The sequence below is a fragment of the Diaphorobacter caeni genome (assembly GCF_015354245.1).
Lineage (GTDB): Bacteria > Pseudomonadota > Gammaproteobacteria > Burkholderiales > Burkholderiaceae_C > Diaphorobacter_A > Diaphorobacter_A caeni.
Genome location: NZ_JADKYZ010000001.1, coordinates 429,655 through 446,437, shown reverse-complemented (window position 1 = coordinate 446,437; position 16,783 = coordinate 429,655). Strand labels below are relative to the sequence as shown.

18 protein-coding genes are annotated in these 16,783 nt (G+C 64.1%); 6 read left to right on the top strand and 12 right to left on the bottom strand.

What is annotated here, in order from left to right; all coding sequences use genetic code 11:
• The first annotated feature begins 25 nt into the window (after positions 1 to 25).
• Positions 26 to 754, top strand: a complete 729-nt coding sequence (locus tag ISG32_RS02020) for a ComF family protein (RefSeq protein WP_194769340.1) — start codon at positions 26 to 28, stop codon at positions 752 to 754.
• A 93-nt stretch (positions 755 to 847) separates the two neighbouring features.
• Positions 848 to 1,333, top strand: coding sequence for a tRNA (uridine(34)/cytosine(34)/5-carboxymethylaminomethyluridine(34)-2'-O)-methyltransferase TrmL (gene trmL, locus ISG32_RS02015; protein ID WP_194769339.1), 486 nt, complete (start codon positions 848 to 850; stop codon positions 1,331 to 1,333).
• A gap of 182 nt (positions 1,334 to 1,515) precedes the next feature.
• On the opposite strand, the gene ISG32_RS02010 is transcribed toward trmL, so the two are convergent.
• Positions 1,516 to 2,481: a LysR family transcriptional regulator gene (locus tag ISG32_RS02010; RefSeq protein WP_194769338.1), complete on the bottom strand. Its 966-nt coding sequence runs from the start codon at positions 2,479 to 2,481 to the stop codon at positions 1,516 to 1,518.
• A 180-nt stretch (positions 2,482 to 2,661) separates the two neighbouring features.
• Here ISG32_RS02010 and ISG32_RS02005 point away from each other — a divergent pair, with 180 nt between their 5' ends.
• Entirely contained in the window at positions 2,662 to 2,985 is a 324-nt protein-coding gene (locus tag ISG32_RS02005; RefSeq protein WP_194769337.1) for a hypothetical protein, read from the top strand.
• A gap of 139 nt (positions 2,986 to 3,124) precedes the next feature.
• Here the strand turns inward: ISG32_RS02005 and ISG32_RS02000 are convergent, their stop codons facing one another.
• Together ISG32_RS02000 and ISG32_RS01995 are read right to left on the bottom strand one after the other, a co-directional pair.
• A complete protein-coding gene (locus ISG32_RS02000) occupies positions 3,125 to 3,742 on the bottom strand; it encodes a ParA family protein (RefSeq protein ID WP_194769336.1) in 618 nt (205 codons plus the stop codon).
• A gap of 102 nt (positions 3,743 to 3,844) precedes the next feature.
• Positions 3,845 to 4,486, bottom strand: a complete 642-nt coding sequence (locus ISG32_RS01995) for a LysE family transporter (RefSeq protein ID WP_194769335.1) — start codon at positions 4,484 to 4,486, stop codon at positions 3,845 to 3,847.
• A gap of 300 nt (positions 4,487 to 4,786) precedes the next feature.
• Here ISG32_RS01995 and kefC point away from each other — a divergent pair, with 300 nt between their 5' ends.
• Complete coding sequence (kefC, locus tag ISG32_RS01990) at positions 4,787 to 6,703, top strand: glutathione-regulated potassium-efflux system protein KefC (RefSeq protein WP_194769334.1); 1,917 nt, start codon at positions 4,787 to 4,789, stop codon at positions 6,701 to 6,703.
• 46 nt (positions 6,704 to 6,749) lie between these two features.
• On the opposite strand, the gene ISG32_RS01985 is transcribed toward kefC, so the two are convergent.
• From ISG32_RS01985 to ISG32_RS01945, 9 genes are all read right to left on the bottom strand, one after another.
• On the bottom strand, positions 6,750 to 7,697 hold the full coding sequence (locus tag ISG32_RS01985; protein WP_407645021.1) for a Bug family tripartite tricarboxylate transporter substrate binding protein: 948 nt from the start codon (positions 7,695 to 7,697) through the stop codon (positions 6,750 to 6,752).
• A 180-nt stretch (positions 7,698 to 7,877) separates the two neighbouring features.
• Positions 7,878 to 8,162 carry a muconolactone Delta-isomerase gene (gene catC / locus ISG32_RS01980; protein WP_166311673.1) on the bottom strand — a complete coding sequence of 95 codons (285 nt, stop codon included), beginning with the start codon at positions 8,160 to 8,162 and terminating at the stop codon, positions 7,878 to 7,880.
• Between the two features lie 88 nt (positions 8,163 to 8,250).
• Positions 8,251 to 9,588: a short-chain fatty acid transporter gene (locus tag ISG32_RS01975; protein WP_194769332.1), complete on the bottom strand. Its 1,338-nt coding sequence runs from the start codon at positions 9,586 to 9,588 to the stop codon at positions 8,251 to 8,253.
• Positions 9,589 to 9,741: 153 nt separating this feature from the next.
• Complete coding sequence (locus tag ISG32_RS01970; protein ID WP_194769331.1) at positions 9,742 to 10,467, bottom strand: SDR family oxidoreductase; 726 nt, start codon at positions 10,465 to 10,467, stop codon at positions 9,742 to 9,744.
• Between the two features lie 53 nt (positions 10,468 to 10,520).
• On the bottom strand, positions 10,521 to 10,817 hold the full coding sequence (locus ISG32_RS01965; protein ID WP_194769330.1) for a YciI family protein: 297 nt from the start codon (positions 10,815 to 10,817) through the stop codon (positions 10,521 to 10,523).
• A 195-nt stretch (positions 10,818 to 11,012) separates the two neighbouring features.
• Complete coding sequence (gene pcaD, locus ISG32_RS01960; RefSeq protein WP_323745881.1) at positions 11,013 to 11,810, bottom strand: 3-oxoadipate enol-lactonase; 798 nt, start codon at positions 11,808 to 11,810, stop codon at positions 11,013 to 11,015.
• Positions 11,811 to 11,908: 98 nt separating this feature from the next.
• A complete protein-coding gene (gene pcaF, locus ISG32_RS01955) occupies positions 11,909 to 13,114 on the bottom strand; it encodes a 3-oxoadipyl-CoA thiolase (RefSeq protein WP_194769328.1) in 1,206 nt (401 codons plus the stop codon).
• Between the two features lie 44 nt (positions 13,115 to 13,158).
• Positions 13,159 to 13,806 carry a 3-oxoacid CoA-transferase subunit B gene (locus ISG32_RS01950; RefSeq protein WP_194769327.1) on the bottom strand — a complete coding sequence of 216 codons (648 nt, stop codon included), beginning with the start codon at positions 13,804 to 13,806 and terminating at the stop codon, positions 13,159 to 13,161.
• A 10-nt stretch (positions 13,807 to 13,816) separates the two neighbouring features.
• Positions 13,817 to 14,512, bottom strand: a complete 696-nt coding sequence (locus tag ISG32_RS01945) for a 3-oxoacid CoA-transferase subunit A (protein WP_194769326.1) — start codon at positions 14,510 to 14,512, stop codon at positions 13,817 to 13,819.
• Between the two features lie 211 nt (positions 14,513 to 14,723).
• Here ISG32_RS01945 and ISG32_RS01940 point away from each other — a divergent pair, with 211 nt between their 5' ends.
• Both ISG32_RS01940 and ISG32_RS01935 read left to right on the top strand, forming a co-directional pair.
• Positions 14,724 to 15,503, top strand: coding sequence for an IclR family transcriptional regulator domain-containing protein (locus ISG32_RS01940; protein ID WP_194769325.1), 780 nt, complete (start codon positions 14,724 to 14,726; stop codon positions 15,501 to 15,503).
• Positions 15,504 to 16,345: 842 nt separating this feature from the next.
• Positions 16,346 to 16,780 carry a DUF1841 family protein gene (locus ISG32_RS01935; RefSeq protein WP_194769324.1) on the top strand — a complete coding sequence of 145 codons (435 nt, stop codon included), beginning with the start codon at positions 16,346 to 16,348 and terminating at the stop codon, positions 16,778 to 16,780.
• Positions 16,781 to 16,783: the final 3 nt, after the last annotated feature.

The window sequence follows — 16,783 nt, the reverse complement described above, 5'->3', positions numbered from 1 at the left end:
GGGAAGGCCGGATTGTAGGGAGATCATGCACATCACGAGTGAGAATGGGAATTCCGCCCCGACGCGTCTGTCGCGCCTCTGGAGCCTGCTGCCCAGCCAGTGTGCGGTCTGCCGCAGTTGGCCCGCAGCGCGCATCTGCATGGCCTGCGTGGGGCGATATGTCCCACTGCACCACCGCTGCCGAACGTGCGCGCTGCCTGTGGCGGCGGAGGTCGTCCACTGTGGCGAATGCCTGCTGCACCCGCCTGCCCTCGATGCCTGCTGCGCCGCACTGGACTATGCCTACCCTTGGGCCGATCTGATCGCGCAATTCAAGTTCGCCCCCGGTGATCCCGGCTGGGCCGCCGATCTGGGGCGCTTGCTGAGACGCGCCGCTCAGGCCGCCCGGTTCATCCACGACGCCGAACTGGTGGTTCCGGTTCCGCTGTCGCGCGAGCGGCTGGCCGAGCGCGGCTTCAACCAGTCGCTGCTGCTGGCCCGCCAGCTCGACGCCAAAGACAAGGTCCGCAGCGACCTGCTGCTGCGCGTCGTTCACACTCCCGCCCAGAGCCAGCTCTCGCGCGCCCAGCGCCTGCGCAATCTGCGGGCCTCATTCGCGGTCGATCCGCTGAGGGCGCACCTGCTGCACAGCCGCCGCGTGCTGCTCGTCGACGATGTGATGACCACCGGCGCGACGCTGCACACCGCAGCGCTGGCGCTCCGACGCGCGGGAGCGGCCGAGGTGCGGGCGCTCGTGCTCGCGAGAACGGCCTAGCGTTTCTGTTTCTGTTTCTGTTTCTGTTTCCGTTTCTGCCGCCGCATAGCGCCGCTGCGTGCTGTGCCATTCGAGGACAACGACAATACGCCCATGTTTCACATTGTTCTCGTCGAACCCGAAATCCCGCCCAACACCGGCAACGTGATCCGGCTGGCCGCCAACACCGGCTGCATGCTGCATCTGGTCGAGCCGCTGGGCTTCTCCATGGAAGACCGCTACATGCGGCGCGCCGGGCTGGACTATCACGAATACGCCGACGTGCGAAAGCACGCGAGCTGGGCCGCGCTGATGCAGGACGAAAAACCCGACCCTGCGCGCATGTTCGCAATGACCACGCGCGGCAGCCAGCCGGTCTTCGACATGACGTTCAGCTCCGGTGACTGGTTCGTGTTCGGCTCCGAATCCAAGGGCCTCGCGCCCGAGCTGCGCGACTCTTTCCCGCCGGAGCAGCGCCTGCGCCTGCCGATGCTGCCGGATCAGCGCAGCCTCAATCTCTCCAACGCGGTGGCGGTGACGGTGTTCGAGGCGTGGCGTCAGATCGGGTTTGCGCAGGCTGCGGGCGGCAGGGCGCTCTGAGAGCGTGTTTTCGATCTCATCGCGAGGCTTGCGGGATGCGGATCGGGATGGGCTGCAAGGCGCAAACCGCAGCAATAGCTCGGGCTATTGCGAGGATTTGCAACGCGGCAGACCGCCCGAGGCCGCGCCTGCAGGACCGTGTGGAGATCGTCAACACGCTCTAAAACGTTCGCCCGCCCGGATCAGCGCCCCTTGCGCTGTGCGGCTTCTCGCTGCTCCGTTGCCCGCACCATTGCCGAGTGCACCGAGTTGCGGGTGCGCTCGGTGAGGTACTCGATGAAGGCCTGCGTGCGCGTGGGCAGGAACTTGCGGCTGGGCAGCGCCGCATAGAGCGTGAGCTGTCCGCTCGACCATGGCGAGAGCACGCGCACCAGCCTTCCGTCGTTGAGATACGGCGCCACCAGATTGAGCGGCTGCGACGAGATGCCCGCCCCGTCCAGCGTGGCGCGCAGGATGGTGTCCAGATGATTGACCTGGAACGACGGCTGCACATTGACCTCCACCGTCACCCCGTCCTGATCGGGATTGGTCAGCTGGATATTCCCGGCGCGGCGCTCGGGGTGGCGAAAGGTCAGGCAGTCGTGGTCCCGCAGGTCCTCGGGCTTGAGCAGCGGCGGCCGGCCCTGCAGATACTGCGGCGACGCGCACAGCACTCCCACCGTGGTGATGATGGGCCGCGCGATCAGGTTGGCATTGAAATCGGTGGGTGCGGTCAGCAGTTTGATGTCGCAGTCGTTGACCGCCGTCGAGCGAGGCCCCATGACCTCGACCGACACGTCAAAGCTCACCCGTGGATGCAACTGCCGGAACCCCGCCACCACCGGCGCGAGCAGATGCGCGGCCAGCAGCGGCGAAGTGACGATGCGCAGCACGCCCGCCACCTCCTGCGTATGGGCCTGCACGACGGCGCGCGCGTCCTCCACGTCATCGAGGATGTGGCGCACGCGGTCCAGATAGGCCTCGCCCGCCTCCGTCAGCGACATCTTGCGCGTCGTGCGCTGCAGCAGCCGCGCGCCGACGTCGCTCTCGAGATCCGACATGTAGCGCGTCACGCCCGCTGGTGACATGTTCAACGCCCGAGCCGCAGCGGCAAACCCGCCTTCATCCACCACGGAACGAAAGATCTGCATGGCTTGAAGCTTGTCCATCAACTGCGCCTTCTTCTGAAAGTTCAGTCTTTATTATTTCATTTTTCAAAACAATGAATTGCCAAACAGGTAGTTTTTATCGATAGAAGATAAGAATAAAGTCTCCCCATCGACGAACAAAACACATTGCCCGCCGAAAACCGAACAAATCCAACCGTTGAGTCGTTGAAAGGAAAAATCATGAAGAACATTCTGAACACCGCTGCCGCCGTTGCCGTCATCGCTCTGAGCGCCGCGAGCGCACAGGCCCAGGTCAACAGCGCCGAAGCCGGTTACGCCACGGATGTCGTGAACGCCCAAAGCACTCTGTCCCGTCAACAGGTGAGCAACGCCTTCCTGGCCGCCCGCAAGGACGGCAGCTTGGCTCTGGCCGGTGGCGACAGCTACTCCGACCCCGTGAAGAACACACAAGGCGCTTCGCTGACACGCGGTGACGTGCAGCGCCAAGCCGGTGCGGCAGCCCAGGCCGGTACCGCTCCACGCGGCGAAGGCTCGGTTCAGTAATCACCCACTGACCGCAGCCGTGCATCAAGGCACGAGGGCTGCGGGCCTGTCATAGGCGCTCCTCAAGCAAGAAAACACAAGGCCGCCCGGATTTCGATCCGGGCGGCCTTGCGGCTTTTGGGGGCAGACAATGGGTGATCTAGGCGTCCAGCCAGTCGCAGATGCTCTGCCACTGCTCCAGATCGCGCGCGACCCGGCCCGGCGCCACGTCGAACACGCTGAGGCCGTGCGCCGCGAGATGCACGTAGTTCTGGGTGTCGCGCAGATAGCCGAGCACCGGCAGGCCGAGCCCTTCGATGAACTGGTGCAGCTGCTCGGACGCGAGCGTGCGCCCGTCGACCCGCATGCCGACGATGCCCACCTGCACGCCCTGTGCGTGGCGGTGTTCGGCCAGTTCACTGAGAAACGCCTGCGTGGCGAAGATGTCCAACACGCTGGCCTGCAGCGGCACGACGATCTTGTCCGCGAGCTTGAGCACTTCCTTGAGCAGCTTGCCGTGCAGGCCTGCGGGGGTGTCGAGCACCGCATGGCTCACGTCCTTGGGCGGGCGCTCCATGGCATCGGCGGCGATGTTCCAGCGCACGATGGGCCGTGCCGCCTCCGGGCGCTGCTGCAGCCACAGACGCGAGGACTGCTGGCGATCCACGTCGCCGAGCACCACCGTGCCGCCCTGCCGCGCGAAATAGCCCGCCACGTTGGTGGACAGCGTGGACTTGCCAACGCCGCCCTTGGGATTTGTCACTGCAACCACCGCCATGCCCGACTCCTTTGCAGAATGTGGACGCAATGGTAGTCGCTTGGTGTTTCTCACGCCAAGCCGCGTGTATCCACCTGCGTTCGGCGGGTCGCCCTCAGACGTTCAGGCTGCGCTCTGGCCGCCGCGCTTGACGAAGAACAGCCCCGTGCCGACCAGCATCAGCAGACCGCCGAACACCCGGTTCTGGTTGCGCATGGCGCGCTCGCTGCGCATCCAGCGGCGCAGCGCGCTGGCGCTCGCGGCATAACCGGTCATCACGATCATGTCGACGCCGATCAGCGTGACCGCCATGACGGCCAGCTGCATCCACAGCGGCTTGGTATCGGTCATGAACTGCGGCAGCACCGCAACCATGAAGACGATGCCCTTGGGATTGGTGGCGTTGGTGAGCATGCCGGTGAGGATGCGGCGGCGCAGGCTCATCGGCGCGACCTCCGCGCCCGCCTCCACGGGGCTGCCCGCGCCCGAGCGCCACTGCATGAAGCCCAGATAGATCAGGTAGCAGGCGCCGAGCACCTTGACCACGTTGAATGCCATCTCCGACGCCACCAGCAGCGAACCCACGCCCGCCCCCGCCACCAGCAGAATGAACAGCAGACCGATCTCCAGCCCGATGATCGTGCCCTCGGTCTTGCGCACGCCGTACGACAGGCCATGGCTCATGCTCAGCACCGCGCCGGAACCGGGCGAGATGGCGATCACCCAGGAAGCCACAAAAAACGCCACCCACGTATGCCATTCCATCAGATCACTCCACTTCCGCCCGCGCGAATCAATTGACAACTGCTTGCCAATCGGCAAATCAAAGAAGCAGGAATTCTATGCAGCGGCAGGCGTGCGCGCTGAGCGGGGCCGCATATCAGAGCGCGCACCAAGACAATAACGAATATTTACAACTGCGGCGACCGCCGAAAGTCCCACTTCTGCACGGGGTGGCTCCGGTGAATCAGAATCAGAATCAGAATCCGACCTGCGGAATGGGCGTCCTCCCATTCCGTTCGCGACGCACCATTCCGACTACAACAGCAGCATCAGCACCGGCCCATGTCCAACGCGCCCACCTGGCTCACTTACGGCTTCACCTATCTGGCGGCGGCCGTGATCGCCGTGCCCATCGCCCGCGCCCTCGGGTTGGGCGCCATCATCGGCTACCTCGCCGCAGGCATCGCCATCGGGCCCTGGGGGCTGGGGCTGGTCAGCAATGTGCAGGACATTCTTCACTTCGCCGAATTCGGCGTGGTGCTGATGCTGTTTCTCATCGGCCTCGAATTGCAGCCCAGCCGCCTGTGGAGCCTCAGGCGGCCGATCTTCGGCCTCGGCATCGCGCAGATGGCCGGATGCGCGGTGCTGCTCTGGGGCGTGGCCTGGGCGCTCGGCATGCCATGGCGCGTGGCGCTCGTCGGCGCGCTCGGCCTCGCCCTGTCGTCCACTGCGATCGCCCTGCAGTCCATCGAAGAGCGCAACCTCATGCGCACCGACAGCGGCCAGAAGGCGTTCTCGATCCTGCTGTTCCAGGACGTCGCGGCGATCCCGATTCTGGCGCTGCTGCCGCTGCTCGGCGTGGGTGCCGAGGTGACGCAGGGCCACACCACCCCGCACCACGATCCGACGCAGATGATGTGGGAGGCCGCCAAGATCATCGGCATGGTCGGCGCGATCATCATCGGCGGCCGTCTGCTGCTGCGTCCGCTGCTGCGCTGGATCGCCAAGAGCAAGACGCCCGAGATCTTCACCGCCACCGCGCTGTTCCTCGTGGTGAGCATCGCCATGCTGATGCTCACCGTCGGCCTGTCGATGGCGCTCGGCGCGTTTCTCGCGGGCGTGCTGCTGGCCGACAGCGAATTCCGCCGCGAGCTCGAGACCGACATCGAGCCCTTCAAGGGCCTGTTGCTCGGCCTGTTCTTCATCGCGGTCGGCATGAGCATCGACTTCGGCGTGATCCTCGCGTCCCCCTGGGCGATGCTCGCGCTGCTGGTCGGGTTTCTGGTGCTCAAGGCCATCGTCATCTACGCGCTCGCCACCATCACGAAGATGCCGTATCAGGAGCGACCGGTGTTCACGCTGCTGCTCGCGCAGGGCGGTGAATTCGCCTTCGTCGTGTTCCAGACGGGCGCCACTTTCCGCGCGATTCCCACCGAAGCCGCGTCGCTCCTGATCGGCGCCGTGGCGCTGTCGATGCTGCTCACGCCGCTGCTGCTGGTGGTGATGGACCGCGTGCTGCTCAAGCGCTTCGCCACGCTCAAGAAGACGCCCGACAGCGTGAAGGAGATTTCCGAGCCGCAATCCGCGCCGGTCATCATCACCGGCTTTGGCCGCTACGGCCAGATCGTCGCCCGCATGCTGCTCGCCCAGGGCACGCCCGCCACCGTGCTCGACCACAGCGTGGAGATGCTCGAGGTTGCCCATACCTTCGGCTACCGCGTGTTCTACGGCGACGCCACCCGCGTGAACCTGCTGCGCATCGCGGGCGCGGAACAAGCCAAGGTGATCGTCGTCGCCGTGGACACGCCCGAGCAATCCCTCAAGATCGTGCAGAACGTGAAGAAGCACTTTCCGCACCTCAAGATCGTCGCCCGCGCACGCGACGTGACGCACTGGAACCAGCTGCGCGATCTCGGCGTCACGTGCGTCGAGCGCGAGCTCTTCGAATCCAGCCTCGTCACCGGCCGCACCGTGCTCGAACTCGTGGGTCTGCCCCCCGAAGAAGCCGCCTACGTGACCGAGCGCTTTCGCAAGCACAACATCGAGCTGGCCAACCTCATGTACCAGCACCACAACGACAACGCCGCCATGCTGGCCGTCGCCAAACAGGGCCGCGCCCAGCTCGTCGAACAGATGGCCAAGGAACGCCAGGAACACGAGCGCGAATCAACGTCCAAACGCCCGCTGACCGAGCAGGAAACGATGGCGATCTACGGAAAGAACCTGCACCCGGAAAAAGCGCCCGATCACAAGGATTGAGCCACCATCGGGCGCGGCGGCGACCCCGAAAGCCAAACGGGAAAAATCAATCCGCCGTGGCGCCGGAGGCCTTGACCACCTTGGCCCACTTGTCGGCTTCGGTCTTGATGAAGGCGGCGAACTGCTCAGGCGTCTCGCTGACCACTTCTCCACCCTGCTCCTTGATCTTGCTGCGCACCGCAGGTGCCGCCAGCGACTTCGCCAGCGCCGCGCTCAGCTTGTCCACCACGGGCTTGGGCGTGCCCGCTGTCGTGAACAGACCGAACCACGATGTCGCCTCATACCCCGGCACTCCGGCCTCGGCAATCGTCGGAACATCCGGCAGCTCGGGAGAACGCTTGGGCGTGGTCACCGCAATGGGGCGCAGCTTGCCCGCGCGCACGTGCGAAATGGCGGATGGCATGTTGTCGAACATGATCGCGATCTGGTTGCCCAGCAGGTCGGTCACGGCCGGTGCGCTGCCCTTGTAGGGCACGTGCACCATGTCGACCTTGGCCATCATCTTGAACAGCTCGCCCGACAGATGGATCGAGCTGCCGCTGCCCGACGAACCGAAGTTCACCTGACCAGGATGCGCCTTGGCATAGGCGATCAGCTCGGGCACCGTGCGAAAGGGTTGATTGGGATTGGCGACCAGCAGATTGGGCACGTTCGCCACGCGCGACAGCGGCTGGAAATCCTTGCCCGGATTGAACGGCATCTTCTTGTAGAGCGCCTCGTTGATGGCATGCGTGCCCACAGTGCCCATGAACAGCGTGTAGCCATCCGCAGGCGCGCGTGCCGCCAGCGCACCGCCGATGTTGCCGCCCGCACCGGCGCGGTTGTCCACCACCACGGACTGGCCGAGCTGCTTGCCCAGATCCTGCGCGATCACGCGCGCCAAGATGTCGGTCGTGCCGCCCGCGGAGAACGGCACGACGATGGTGATCGGCTTGTTCGGAAAGTTGTCGTTGGCCGTCGCGGCGAACGGAAGAGCCAGTGCGCAGGATGCCATGGTCAGGGTTGCCATGGTGCTCAGAACGGTGCGACGCGGGGTGTTGCGAAGTGCCATGTGTTTGTTTCCTCGATGCTTCAAAAGAATGGACTGGAAAGATGACGTGCGCGCGATGCACGGGCCCGCGTCTCGTGGACGCGGGCCTTGTGGGTTTGGACGTCCGCGCTCAGCGCGCGGTCATCACTCCTGCACGATGGAGGACGGATGGTTGGCCAGCGGCTTCACCTTGATCTCCATGAACGGGAACAGCGGCAGGTTGTTCAGCAGCGTGTGCAGCTCGTCGTTGCTCGCCACGTCGAAGATGCTGACGTTGGAGTACTCGCCCACCACGCGCCACAGATGGCGCCACTTGCCGTCGCGCTGCAGCTGCTGCGAGTAGGCCTTCTCCTTGGCCTTGATTTCATTGACCACTTGAGGGTCCATCGAGTGAGGGATCTTGACGATCATTTCGACCATGTACAGCATGAGATTGCTCCTTGGAAAAACGGTTGAGGGTTGATGACTTGCGAAAAATGCGAGGGATGCGAAAACGGAAAATCCGGGAATCGGAGCGTCACAGGTGCGGCCAGACGAGGATGACCCCGATGTAGATCGCGCCGATGACGAACATCGACACCACGGTGTAGCCCATGATGTCCTTGAGCTTCAGTCGTGACAACGCGAGCGCGGGCAGAATCCAGAAAGGCTGCACGAGATCGTTCCAGGCGTTGCCCAGCATGACCGACATCGACGTCTGCGCGAGCGACGCGTTCATCGCGTTGGCCGCGTCGATCATGAACGGGCCCTGCACCACCCAGTGGCCGCCGCCCGAGGGCGCAAAGAAGTTGATGAGGAACGAGCTGATGAGCCCCCAGAACGGCAGGGTGTTGGGCGTGGAGATGTTCACGAACACGTGCGCGATGCTCTCGACCAGACCCGAGCCCGCCATGATGGCCATGATGCCCGCGTAGAACGGGAACTGCAGGATGATGCCGCCGATGGTCTTCACGCCTTCATTGAGCTTCTCGACGTAGTTCAGCGGCGTGCCGAGCAGCAGCACGCCGAGGAACAGGATGAAGAAGTTGATCAGGTTCAGATCCATCGTGCCATTGTTCATGAAGTGCATGACCACGTAGGCCATGCCGACAAGCCCGATCAGCAGGCTCAGGATGCGGCTGTGATTGAGCTTGTGCGCGATGGTGTTCTCGTCGCCCAGCAGGCTCTCGCCGATGGTCTTTTGGGGCGCGTCGTTGTCGAGCGAGGGATCGATCTCGACGACCTTCTCGCCCGCCTTGGGGTGCATGGCCGCGTTGAGCAGCGGCAGCACGATCAGCACGGCCAGCGAGGTCAGCAGGATCGGTGCCGAGAAAATGGTTTCGGTCAGCGGGATCAGGCCCATCTTCGATTCGAAGGCGTGTCCCTTGGTGGAGATCAGCACGGGAATCGTGGCCGAGAAGCCGAGGCCGTACATCGTGAAGCCGCTATAGGCCGACGCGATGATCAGCGGGTAGTGCACGCCCTTGACGCGCCGCGCGAGCTTCTTGGCGACGATGCCGCCGATCATCAGGCCGAAGCCCCAGTTCAGATAGCTGCCGATGCAGCCCACCAGCGTGGCCACGATGATGGCCTTGCGCGGGCTGTGCACGCGGTCGACCACGCTGTTGAGCAGGCGGTCGACGAGCGGTGCGGAGGCGAGCACGTAGCCCATCGCCAGAATCACCGCCATCTGGGTGGTGAAGGCCAGCAGGCTCCAGAAGCCCTTGCCCCAGTCCATGGTGGTGGCCGTCGGCAGACGGCCCTCCACCACGACGGCCAGCACCATGGTGAGCAACGTGAGAAGAATCGCGAAGACGAACGGATCGGGCAGGTAGCGCCGCATCAGCTCGGTGAAAAATGCAGTGATCTTGGACATGAAAAAACGCTTGTCATTTGTGAAGAGCAAGGCTGCGCCCCGCCTTCCCGCGCAACGCGTGCGGCACTTGTCCGACGCATCACGTGAAGGCCGCCGCCCCGTCCCCGTTGTTGTGTTTTGTTTTGCTGGTGAAAGACTGATCCGATGCGCGGATCAGACGCCGGCCACGCCGACCGTCATGCCGCCGCAGACATACAGGATCTGGCCGGTCACGAAGCCGCTGCGCGCATCCAGCAGGTATGCGGTCGCGTGCGCCACGTCTTCGGGCGTGCCCACTCGTTTGACGGGCACCGCGTTGATGATGGCCTGCGTGCGCGGTGCATCGGGCGGGTTGGCGCGATCGAACAGTTCCGTGCGGATCGGGCCGGGGCCGATGGCGTTGGCCGTGATGCCGAACTCTCCGAGCTCCAGCGCCCACACGCGCGTCATGCCGATGAGACCGGCCTTGGTCGCGGAATACGCGGTGCGCAGATCCTTGCCCAACGCGGCACGCGAGGACATGTTGACGATGCGGCCAAAGCCCGCCGCCTTCATGCCCGGCAGCAGCGCCTGCATGCATTGCAGCGAGCAGCGCAGATTGAGCGCGTAGGCCAGATCGAATTGCTCGAGCGTCTGCGCCTCGGCCTCTGCAGGAACGACCACGCCGACGTTGTTCACAAGGCGCGTGATGGGCCCACCGGCCAGCGCCTGCTCGAGAGCGCGCGCGGTTTCGGCGGGGTTCGACAGATCGGCCTGGATGCCGCCCGGCACATGGTCGACCACGCGGTCGATCACGATGGGCTCGTAGCCGTCAGCACGGCAGCGCTCGGCCGTGGCCGCACCGATGCCGGCACCTCCACCGGTGATGAGAACGCGCTCGCGCCTGTCTTGGGTTGTCATGAAAAAGGTCTCCAAAGGAAATATCGCGGGCCACCCGCAGGCGGCCGCGCGCGTCACAGATAGCTGCGACCATCCACATACGCCTTGCGCCAACGCGTGAGCGTCACGCGCTCGAACAGACCCGCCACGAAAAACGGGTCCGCTTCGATGAAGCGCTGAGCCTCCTCGCGCGTGTCCAGCGCCACCACATACAGCCCGCCGCCAAGATCCGTGCCGTCGTCGGCCAGCTTGGCGCCGCATGCATGCAGCAGGTGCTTGTTGCGCTCCAGATACTCCAGGTGCGCTGCGCGCGCGACACGGCGCACTTCCTGGTGGTCTGGCTTGTCGAAGGTCTCGATGATGTAGGGCACAGCTTTGTCTCCTTTGGCATATCCACGGGGGACATGCATCGTTGCCGGATCCATGGAGCGCCCGGCGGCTCTTGTCCCCGCTTCGCATCCCTGGAGGGATGCCCAAGCGGGTCATGTCCGATGTCCGCTGTCAGTTCGGGCTGTCGCCGCAGCGCCACTCAAGCGTGGCGGCAAGCGCGCGATGCGGCACCTCACTCACGCACGCAGAAACTGCGACAGCGCGTTGTCGAACGCCTGTGGCGCTTCGAGATTGGACAGGTGGGACGCAGGCACCTCGGCGAGCTGCGCGCCGGGAATGTGCTGCTGCATGAACTGGCCGTCGGCCACGGTGGTGACCGGGTCGGCGCTGCCCGCGACGATCAGCGTGGGCGTGGTGATGCTGGCGATGCGGTCACGCAGATCCGCACCCGCGAGCGCATCGCAGCAACCGGCGTAGCCCTGCGGATCGACGTTGGCGATCCACGACTGCGAGCGCTGCACCACGGCTGGCTGCGCGGCGATGAAGGCCTCGGTGAACCAGCGCGAGGGCGACGAGTCCGCGAGCTCGCGCATCGCGGCCACGCCCTTTTCGCGCACCATGGCGGAGCGGGTATTCCAGCCGTCGGCCGTGCCGATCTTGGCGGCGCTGTTGCACACGGCGATGCTGCGCACGCGGGACGCTGCGTTCACGCCCAGCCACAGGCCGATGAAGCCGCCCATGGAGATGCCGCAGAAATGCGCGCGCTCGATCTTCAGCGCATCGAGAATCGCGATCACGTCCGCCCCCAGCAGATCGAAGCTGTAGGCACCGGGCGACACCACGCTGCCACCATGGCCGCGCGTGTCGTAGCGCACCACGCGGAAGTCCTTGGAAAACTTCGCTGCCTGGGCGTCCCACATCTCGAGCGTGGTGCCAAGCGAGTTGGAGAACACCAGCGCAGGAGCGTCCTGCGGGCCTTCCACGCGAACGCGGAGATTGCAGCCTTCGGCAGCAATGAATTGTTCGTTGCTCACTGTCTCTTTCCTTCCATCGCGGCGCGGAAGCATGCCTTCATGCACACGCGCTGCGTCATCTCTCCCTCACCCACGAACGGACAAGGGAGAAGTCGTCATCACACTTTTTCCAGAATCACGGCGATGCCCTGACCCACGCCGATGCACATGGTGCACAGCGCAAAGCGACCGCCGAGCGTGTGCAGCTGGTTCACCGCCGTCGTGGCCAGACGCGCGCCCGACGCGCCGAGCGGGTGGCCCAGAGCGATGGCGCCGCCCCACTGATTCACGCGCTTGTCGTCGTCGGCGATGCCCAGATCGCGCAGCACGGCCAGGCCCTGTGCGGCGAAGGCTTCATTCAGCTCGATGACGTCCATCTGGTCGAGCGTGAGGCCGGTCAGCGCCAGCACCTTGCGCACCGCAGGCGCGGGACCGAAGCCCATGATGCGCGGGGCCACGCCGGCGGTGGCCATGCCGACCACGCGCGCCTTGGGCACCAGGCCGTATTTCTTGGCGGCTTCTTCGTTGGCCAGCAGCAGCGCGCAGGCACCGTCGTTCACGCCGGAGGCATTGCCAGCGGTCACCGTGCCATCGGGACGCACCACGCCCTTCAGCTTGGCGAGCGCTTCGAGCGTCGTCGCGCGCGGGTGCTCGTCCTGGCTCACGATGATCGGATCACCCTTCTTCTGGGCGAGCGACACCGGCACGATTTCCTTGGCGAGGTAGCCCGCGGCGATGGCTGCGGCCGCCTTCTGCTGCGAAGCGAGCGCCATGCGGTCCTGCGCCTCGCGCTCGATCTTGAAATCTTCGGCCACGTTCTCTGCGGTCTCGGGCATGGAGTCCACGCCGTACTGCTGCTTCATGAGCTTGTTCACGAAGCGCCAGCCGATGGTCGTGTCGTAGACCGCGTTGTTGCGGCTGAAGGCGGACTCGGCCTTGGGCATGACGAAGGGTGCACGGCTCATGCTTTCCACACCGCCGGCGATCATCAGACCCGCCTCGCCCGACTTGATGGCGCGAGCCGCCGTTCCCACCGCGTCGAGGCCCGAACCGCACAGACGGTTCACGGTCGCGCCCGGCACTTCGACCGGCAGACCGGCGAGCAGCGAGGACATGTGCGCCACGTTGCGGTTGTCTTCACCGGCCTGGTTGGCGCAGCCATAGATCACGTCGGTGACGGCCTTCCAGTCGACGTTGGGATTGCGCTCCATGAGCGCCTTGATCGGCAGAGCGCCGAGGTCGTCCGTGCGCACGCCCGCAAGCGCGCCGCCGTAGCGGCCGAAAGGTGTGCGGATGGCGTCGCAGATGAAAGCTTGGGTGGTCATTGTTCAGTGTCTCCGTTGAATGATGGAATGATGGGTCGTCCGGCTCAGGCCGCCTTGATCGGCAGGCCCACCAGCTTCTCGAGTTCGGCGAGCTCCAGGCCCTCGACCTTGTCGATCAGCGTGAGGCCCTTGTCCGTGCAAGCCAGCGTGGCCAGATCGGTGTAGATGCGCTTGACGCAGCCGATGCCGGTCAGTGGATAGCTGCATTGCTTGACGATCTTGCTCTCGCCCTTCTTGGTGAGCAAGTCCATCATCACCCAGGTCTGCTTGGCGCCGATGGCCAGATCCATCGCACCGCCCACGGCGGGAATCGCGCCGGGCTCGCCCGTGCTCCAGTTGGCGAGGTCACCGGTCTCCGACACCTGAAAGGCGCCGAGCACGCAGATGTCGAGATGGCCGCCGCGCATCATCGAAAAGCTGTCGGCGTGATGAAAGAACGCGCCCCCCGCGAGCAGCGTCACCGGCTGCTTGCCGGCATTGATCAGGTCGTAGTCTTCCTCGCCCGCCGCCGGTGCCGGGCCCATGCCGAGGATGCCGTTCTCGCTTTGCAGAATGACCTCGCGGCCTTCGGGAATGTGGTTGGCCACCAGCGTCGGCTGACCGATGCCCAGATTCACATAGGCACCGTCATGGATGTCCTGTGCCACGCGCTTCGCCAGTTCGTCCTTGGAACGTTTTGTGTAGTTGCTCACGATGGTTTCCTTACTTCTTGAAGCCGCCGGCCTGTGTGGCCACACGCTCGATCTTGACGATCTTGCTCACGAAGATGCCCGGGGTGACGATGTTCTCGGGATCGAGCGCGCCGAGCTCGGCGATCTCGTGCACCGAGGCGATCGTGCGCTTGGCGGCCGTCGCCATCACGGGACCGAAGTTGCGCGCTGCCTTGCGGTAGGTCAGGTTGCCCCAGCGGTCGCCCGCCTCGGCCTTGATCAGCGCCACGTCGCCATGGATCGGGTACTCCAGCACGTACTGACGGCCATTGATCTCGCGGGTTTCCTTGCCATTGGCGAGTTCGGTGCCGAAGGATGTGGGGCAGAAGAACGCGCCCACACCGGCACCGGCCGCGCGCAGACGCTCGGCGAGATTGCCCTGGGGCACCAGCTCCAGCTCCAGCTTGCCGCTGCGGTACAGCTCGTCGAACACATAGCTGTCCGCCTGACGCGGGAAGCTGCACAGGATCTTGCGCACCCGGCCCGCCTTGAGCAGCGCGGCCAGACCGGCATCGCCATTGCCCGCGTTGTTGTTGACCACGGTGAGATCGCGCGCGCCCTGCTCGATCAGACCATCAATGAGTTCACCGGGGATGCCGGCCGTGCCGAACCCGCCGATCAATACCGTGGCACCGTCCTGGATGCCTTGCAGGGCCTGGGCCACTGAGTCCGCAATCTTGTTGATCATGCCTTGAAGGGGATGGAGAAGTTGAAGAAAGTGCCGGACCAGCGCCCGACCGTGGAATCTGAATCTGGAATTTTGAAAAATGTTCGCAGTAAGAACAAATGTTCGTATAATGAATTTTAGGACGCGAAGCTGTTGCCCGACAATGGCAAACGCCTAGGGATAACCCTTGGAATCAGCCTGTCCTACAGGCAAATGACGGGAAAATTCATCCATGACAGCACCCACACCCGGCGATACCTACGTCCAATCCTTCGCCCGAGGGCTGGAAGTGATCCGTTCCTTCAACGCCAATGCGCCCGAACAGACTCTGAGTGAAGTGGCCGCCCAGACCGGCCTCACCCGCGCCGGAGCGCGGCGCATCCTGCTCACGCTGCAGACGCTGGGTTATGTGACGAGCGACGAGCGGCATTTCCGCCTCACGCCCAAGATCCTCGACCTCGGGTTCGCCTACCTCACCTCGATGCCGATGTGGGACCTGGCCGAGCCGCTCATGGACCAGCTCGTGGAAAAGGTGCATGAGTCCTGCTCCACCGCCGTGCTCGACGATCTGGAAATCGTCTACGTGCTGCGCGTGCACACCCACAAGATCATGAGCACCAACCTCTCGGTCGGCTCGCGCCTGCCCGCGTTCTGGACATCGCTGGGCCGAGTGCTGCTCGGCGCCCTGCCCGAAGACGAACTGAAAGAGCGCCTCGCCCGCCTGCCGCGCAAGCAATACACGCCATACACCACGATGGACGACGCCACGCTCCTCGAGCGCATCCGCGAAGCCCGCGAACAGGGCTGGTGCCTGCTCAATCAGGAACTCGAAGAAGGTCTCACTTCCATCGCCGCCCCCATCAAGGACCGCGCAGGCAACGTCATCGCCGCGCTCAACATCAGCGGGCAGTCGAACCGGACCAGTGTGGAGCTGATGAAGGACGAACTGCTGCCGCAGCTGCTGCAGACATCGCAGGCGATATCGCGGTTGATGGTGACTCGGCGCAGGTGAGCGAATTCGCGCTGACATGCTCTGAGAACCTATCAGAGCGTGGCCAACTCAACGCATCCAATCGTCGTGGCCACAGGCTCCCGTTTGGAGTCCACTCAGAGGCGCTCGCCCCCTCAAGACTGCTCACGAATTAAGCAGTAGATCACTTTCCTTTGCAAATCAATCACTTGGCAGCGCCGTACAAGACTTGCCCAAGCTTATCCACAAGTCTGTCCGCAGCCGCATGGGATAAGTGATGCTGTGTTGCTCAATAATTGAGCAGCACATATGAAATCCTTGCCAATCAAGCACTTGCATTCGCCGTACAGCAGTAGTTCAGGCTTATCCACATGCTTGTCCAGCAAAACAAGGGATAAATCGAGGATGCATGCGAGGTTTTGCAGGAATTCGAAGATTGCCCAAAAATTGAGCAACCCCGGCCTCCGCATCGCTCATTTTTTAAGCAGCGCATGCAAGTTGCTTTGAAATCAATGACTTGCATGCCCCATACAAGTCTTGTCCACAGTTATCCACAAGCCTGTCCAACGTGGGCGGGCACAAGTCCGGCTGTGTTGATCAAAAATTAAGCAATACACCGAAAAACATTGAAAATCAACCACTTGAGTGGATCATACAGCAGTTGTACCGGCTTATCCACACGCCTGTCCAGCCAGCAGAGGGATAACTGTGGGCCACTTCTGCGGCCCTTCCCTCCCACACGCCATCCAGTGCGCGGACCGACCATCGCATGCACCTGTTCCAGTGCATGCCGCTGGAGCCGCGCCGTCGCGGCAAAGGCGGTGACCGGTGCCGAGCCATGTCATCGGCAAGGCCCTTGCTGTCGTGCTAACCTGCCCGCCATCATGTTCAACCCGTCCCAAGCCGATGTGCGTCGCTTCTTCTGCGGCGCCTATGCCAAGCAACAAGCCAATCAGCCCATGGAAGCCATCGAAACGCTGGCCGCTCTGTGGATAGCCGAGCATCCCGAATACCGTGAAGAACTGCTCGATGTCGAAGCGGCCGTGAAGCGCGACTACGACGAGACGCCGGATCGCACGAATCCGTTTCTGCACCTGTCGATGCACCTGTCGATCAGCGAGCAATGCAGCATCGACCAGCCACGCGGGATCCGCCAGGCGGTGGAGCTGCTGTCCAAGCGCCTCGACTCACTGCACGACGCGCACCACGCCGCGATGGAGTGCCTCGGCACCATGCTGTGGGAGAGCCAGCGCTCGGGCCGCCCCCCAGACGGCGAGGCCTACGTGGCGGCGGTCCAGCGCCGCGCCACGAAGGACTGAAGG

Excerpts from the sequence above, each read along its gene's own strand:
- ISG32_RS02020 (WP_194769340.1), top strand. The coding sequence starts at position 26 with ATGCACATCACGAGTGAGAATGGGAATTCCGCCCCGACGCGTCTGTCG.
- trmL (WP_194769339.1), top strand. The coding sequence starts at position 848 with ATGTTTCACATTGTTCTCGTCGAACCCGAAATCCCGCCCAACACCGGC.
- ISG32_RS02010 (WP_194769338.1), bottom strand. The coding sequence starts at position 2,481 with ATGGACAAGCTTCAAGCCATGCAGATCTTTCGTTCCGTGGTGGATGAA.
- ISG32_RS02005 (WP_194769337.1), top strand. The coding sequence starts at position 2,662 with ATGAAGAACATTCTGAACACCGCTGCCGCCGTTGCCGTCATCGCTCTG.
- ISG32_RS02000 (WP_194769336.1), bottom strand. The coding sequence starts at position 3,742 with ATGGCGGTGGTTGCAGTGACAAATCCCAAGGGCGGCGTTGGCAAGTCC.
- ISG32_RS01995 (WP_194769335.1), bottom strand. The coding sequence starts at position 4,486 with ATGGAATGGCATACGTGGGTGGCGTTTTTTGTGGCTTCCTGGGTGATC.
- kefC (WP_194769334.1), top strand. The coding sequence starts at position 4,787 with ATGTCCAACGCGCCCACCTGGCTCACTTACGGCTTCACCTATCTGGCG.
- ISG32_RS01985 (WP_407645021.1), bottom strand. The coding sequence starts at position 7,697 with ATGGCATCCTGCGCACTGGCTCTTCCGTTCGCCGCGACGGCCAACGAC.
- catC (WP_166311673.1), bottom strand. The coding sequence starts at position 8,162 with ATGCTGTACATGGTCGAAATGATCGTCAAGATCCCTCACTCGATGGAC.
- ISG32_RS01975 (WP_194769332.1), bottom strand. The coding sequence starts at position 9,588 with ATGTCCAAGATCACTGCATTTTTCACCGAGCTGATGCGGCGCTACCTG.
- ISG32_RS01970 (WP_194769331.1), bottom strand. The coding sequence starts at position 10,467 with ATGACAACCCAAGACAGGCGCGAGCGCGTTCTCATCACCGGTGGAGGT.
- pcaF (WP_194769328.1), bottom strand. The coding sequence starts at position 13,114 with ATGACCACCCAAGCTTTCATCTGCGACGCCATCCGCACACCTTTCGGC.
- ISG32_RS01945 (WP_194769326.1), bottom strand. The coding sequence starts at position 14,512 with ATGATCAACAAGATTGCGGACTCAGTGGCCCAGGCCCTGCAAGGCATC.
- ISG32_RS01940 (WP_194769325.1), top strand. The coding sequence starts at position 14,724 with ATGACAGCACCCACACCCGGCGATACCTACGTCCAATCCTTCGCCCGA.
- ISG32_RS01935 (WP_194769324.1), top strand. The coding sequence starts at position 16,346 with ATGTTCAACCCGTCCCAAGCCGATGTGCGTCGCTTCTTCTGCGGCGCC.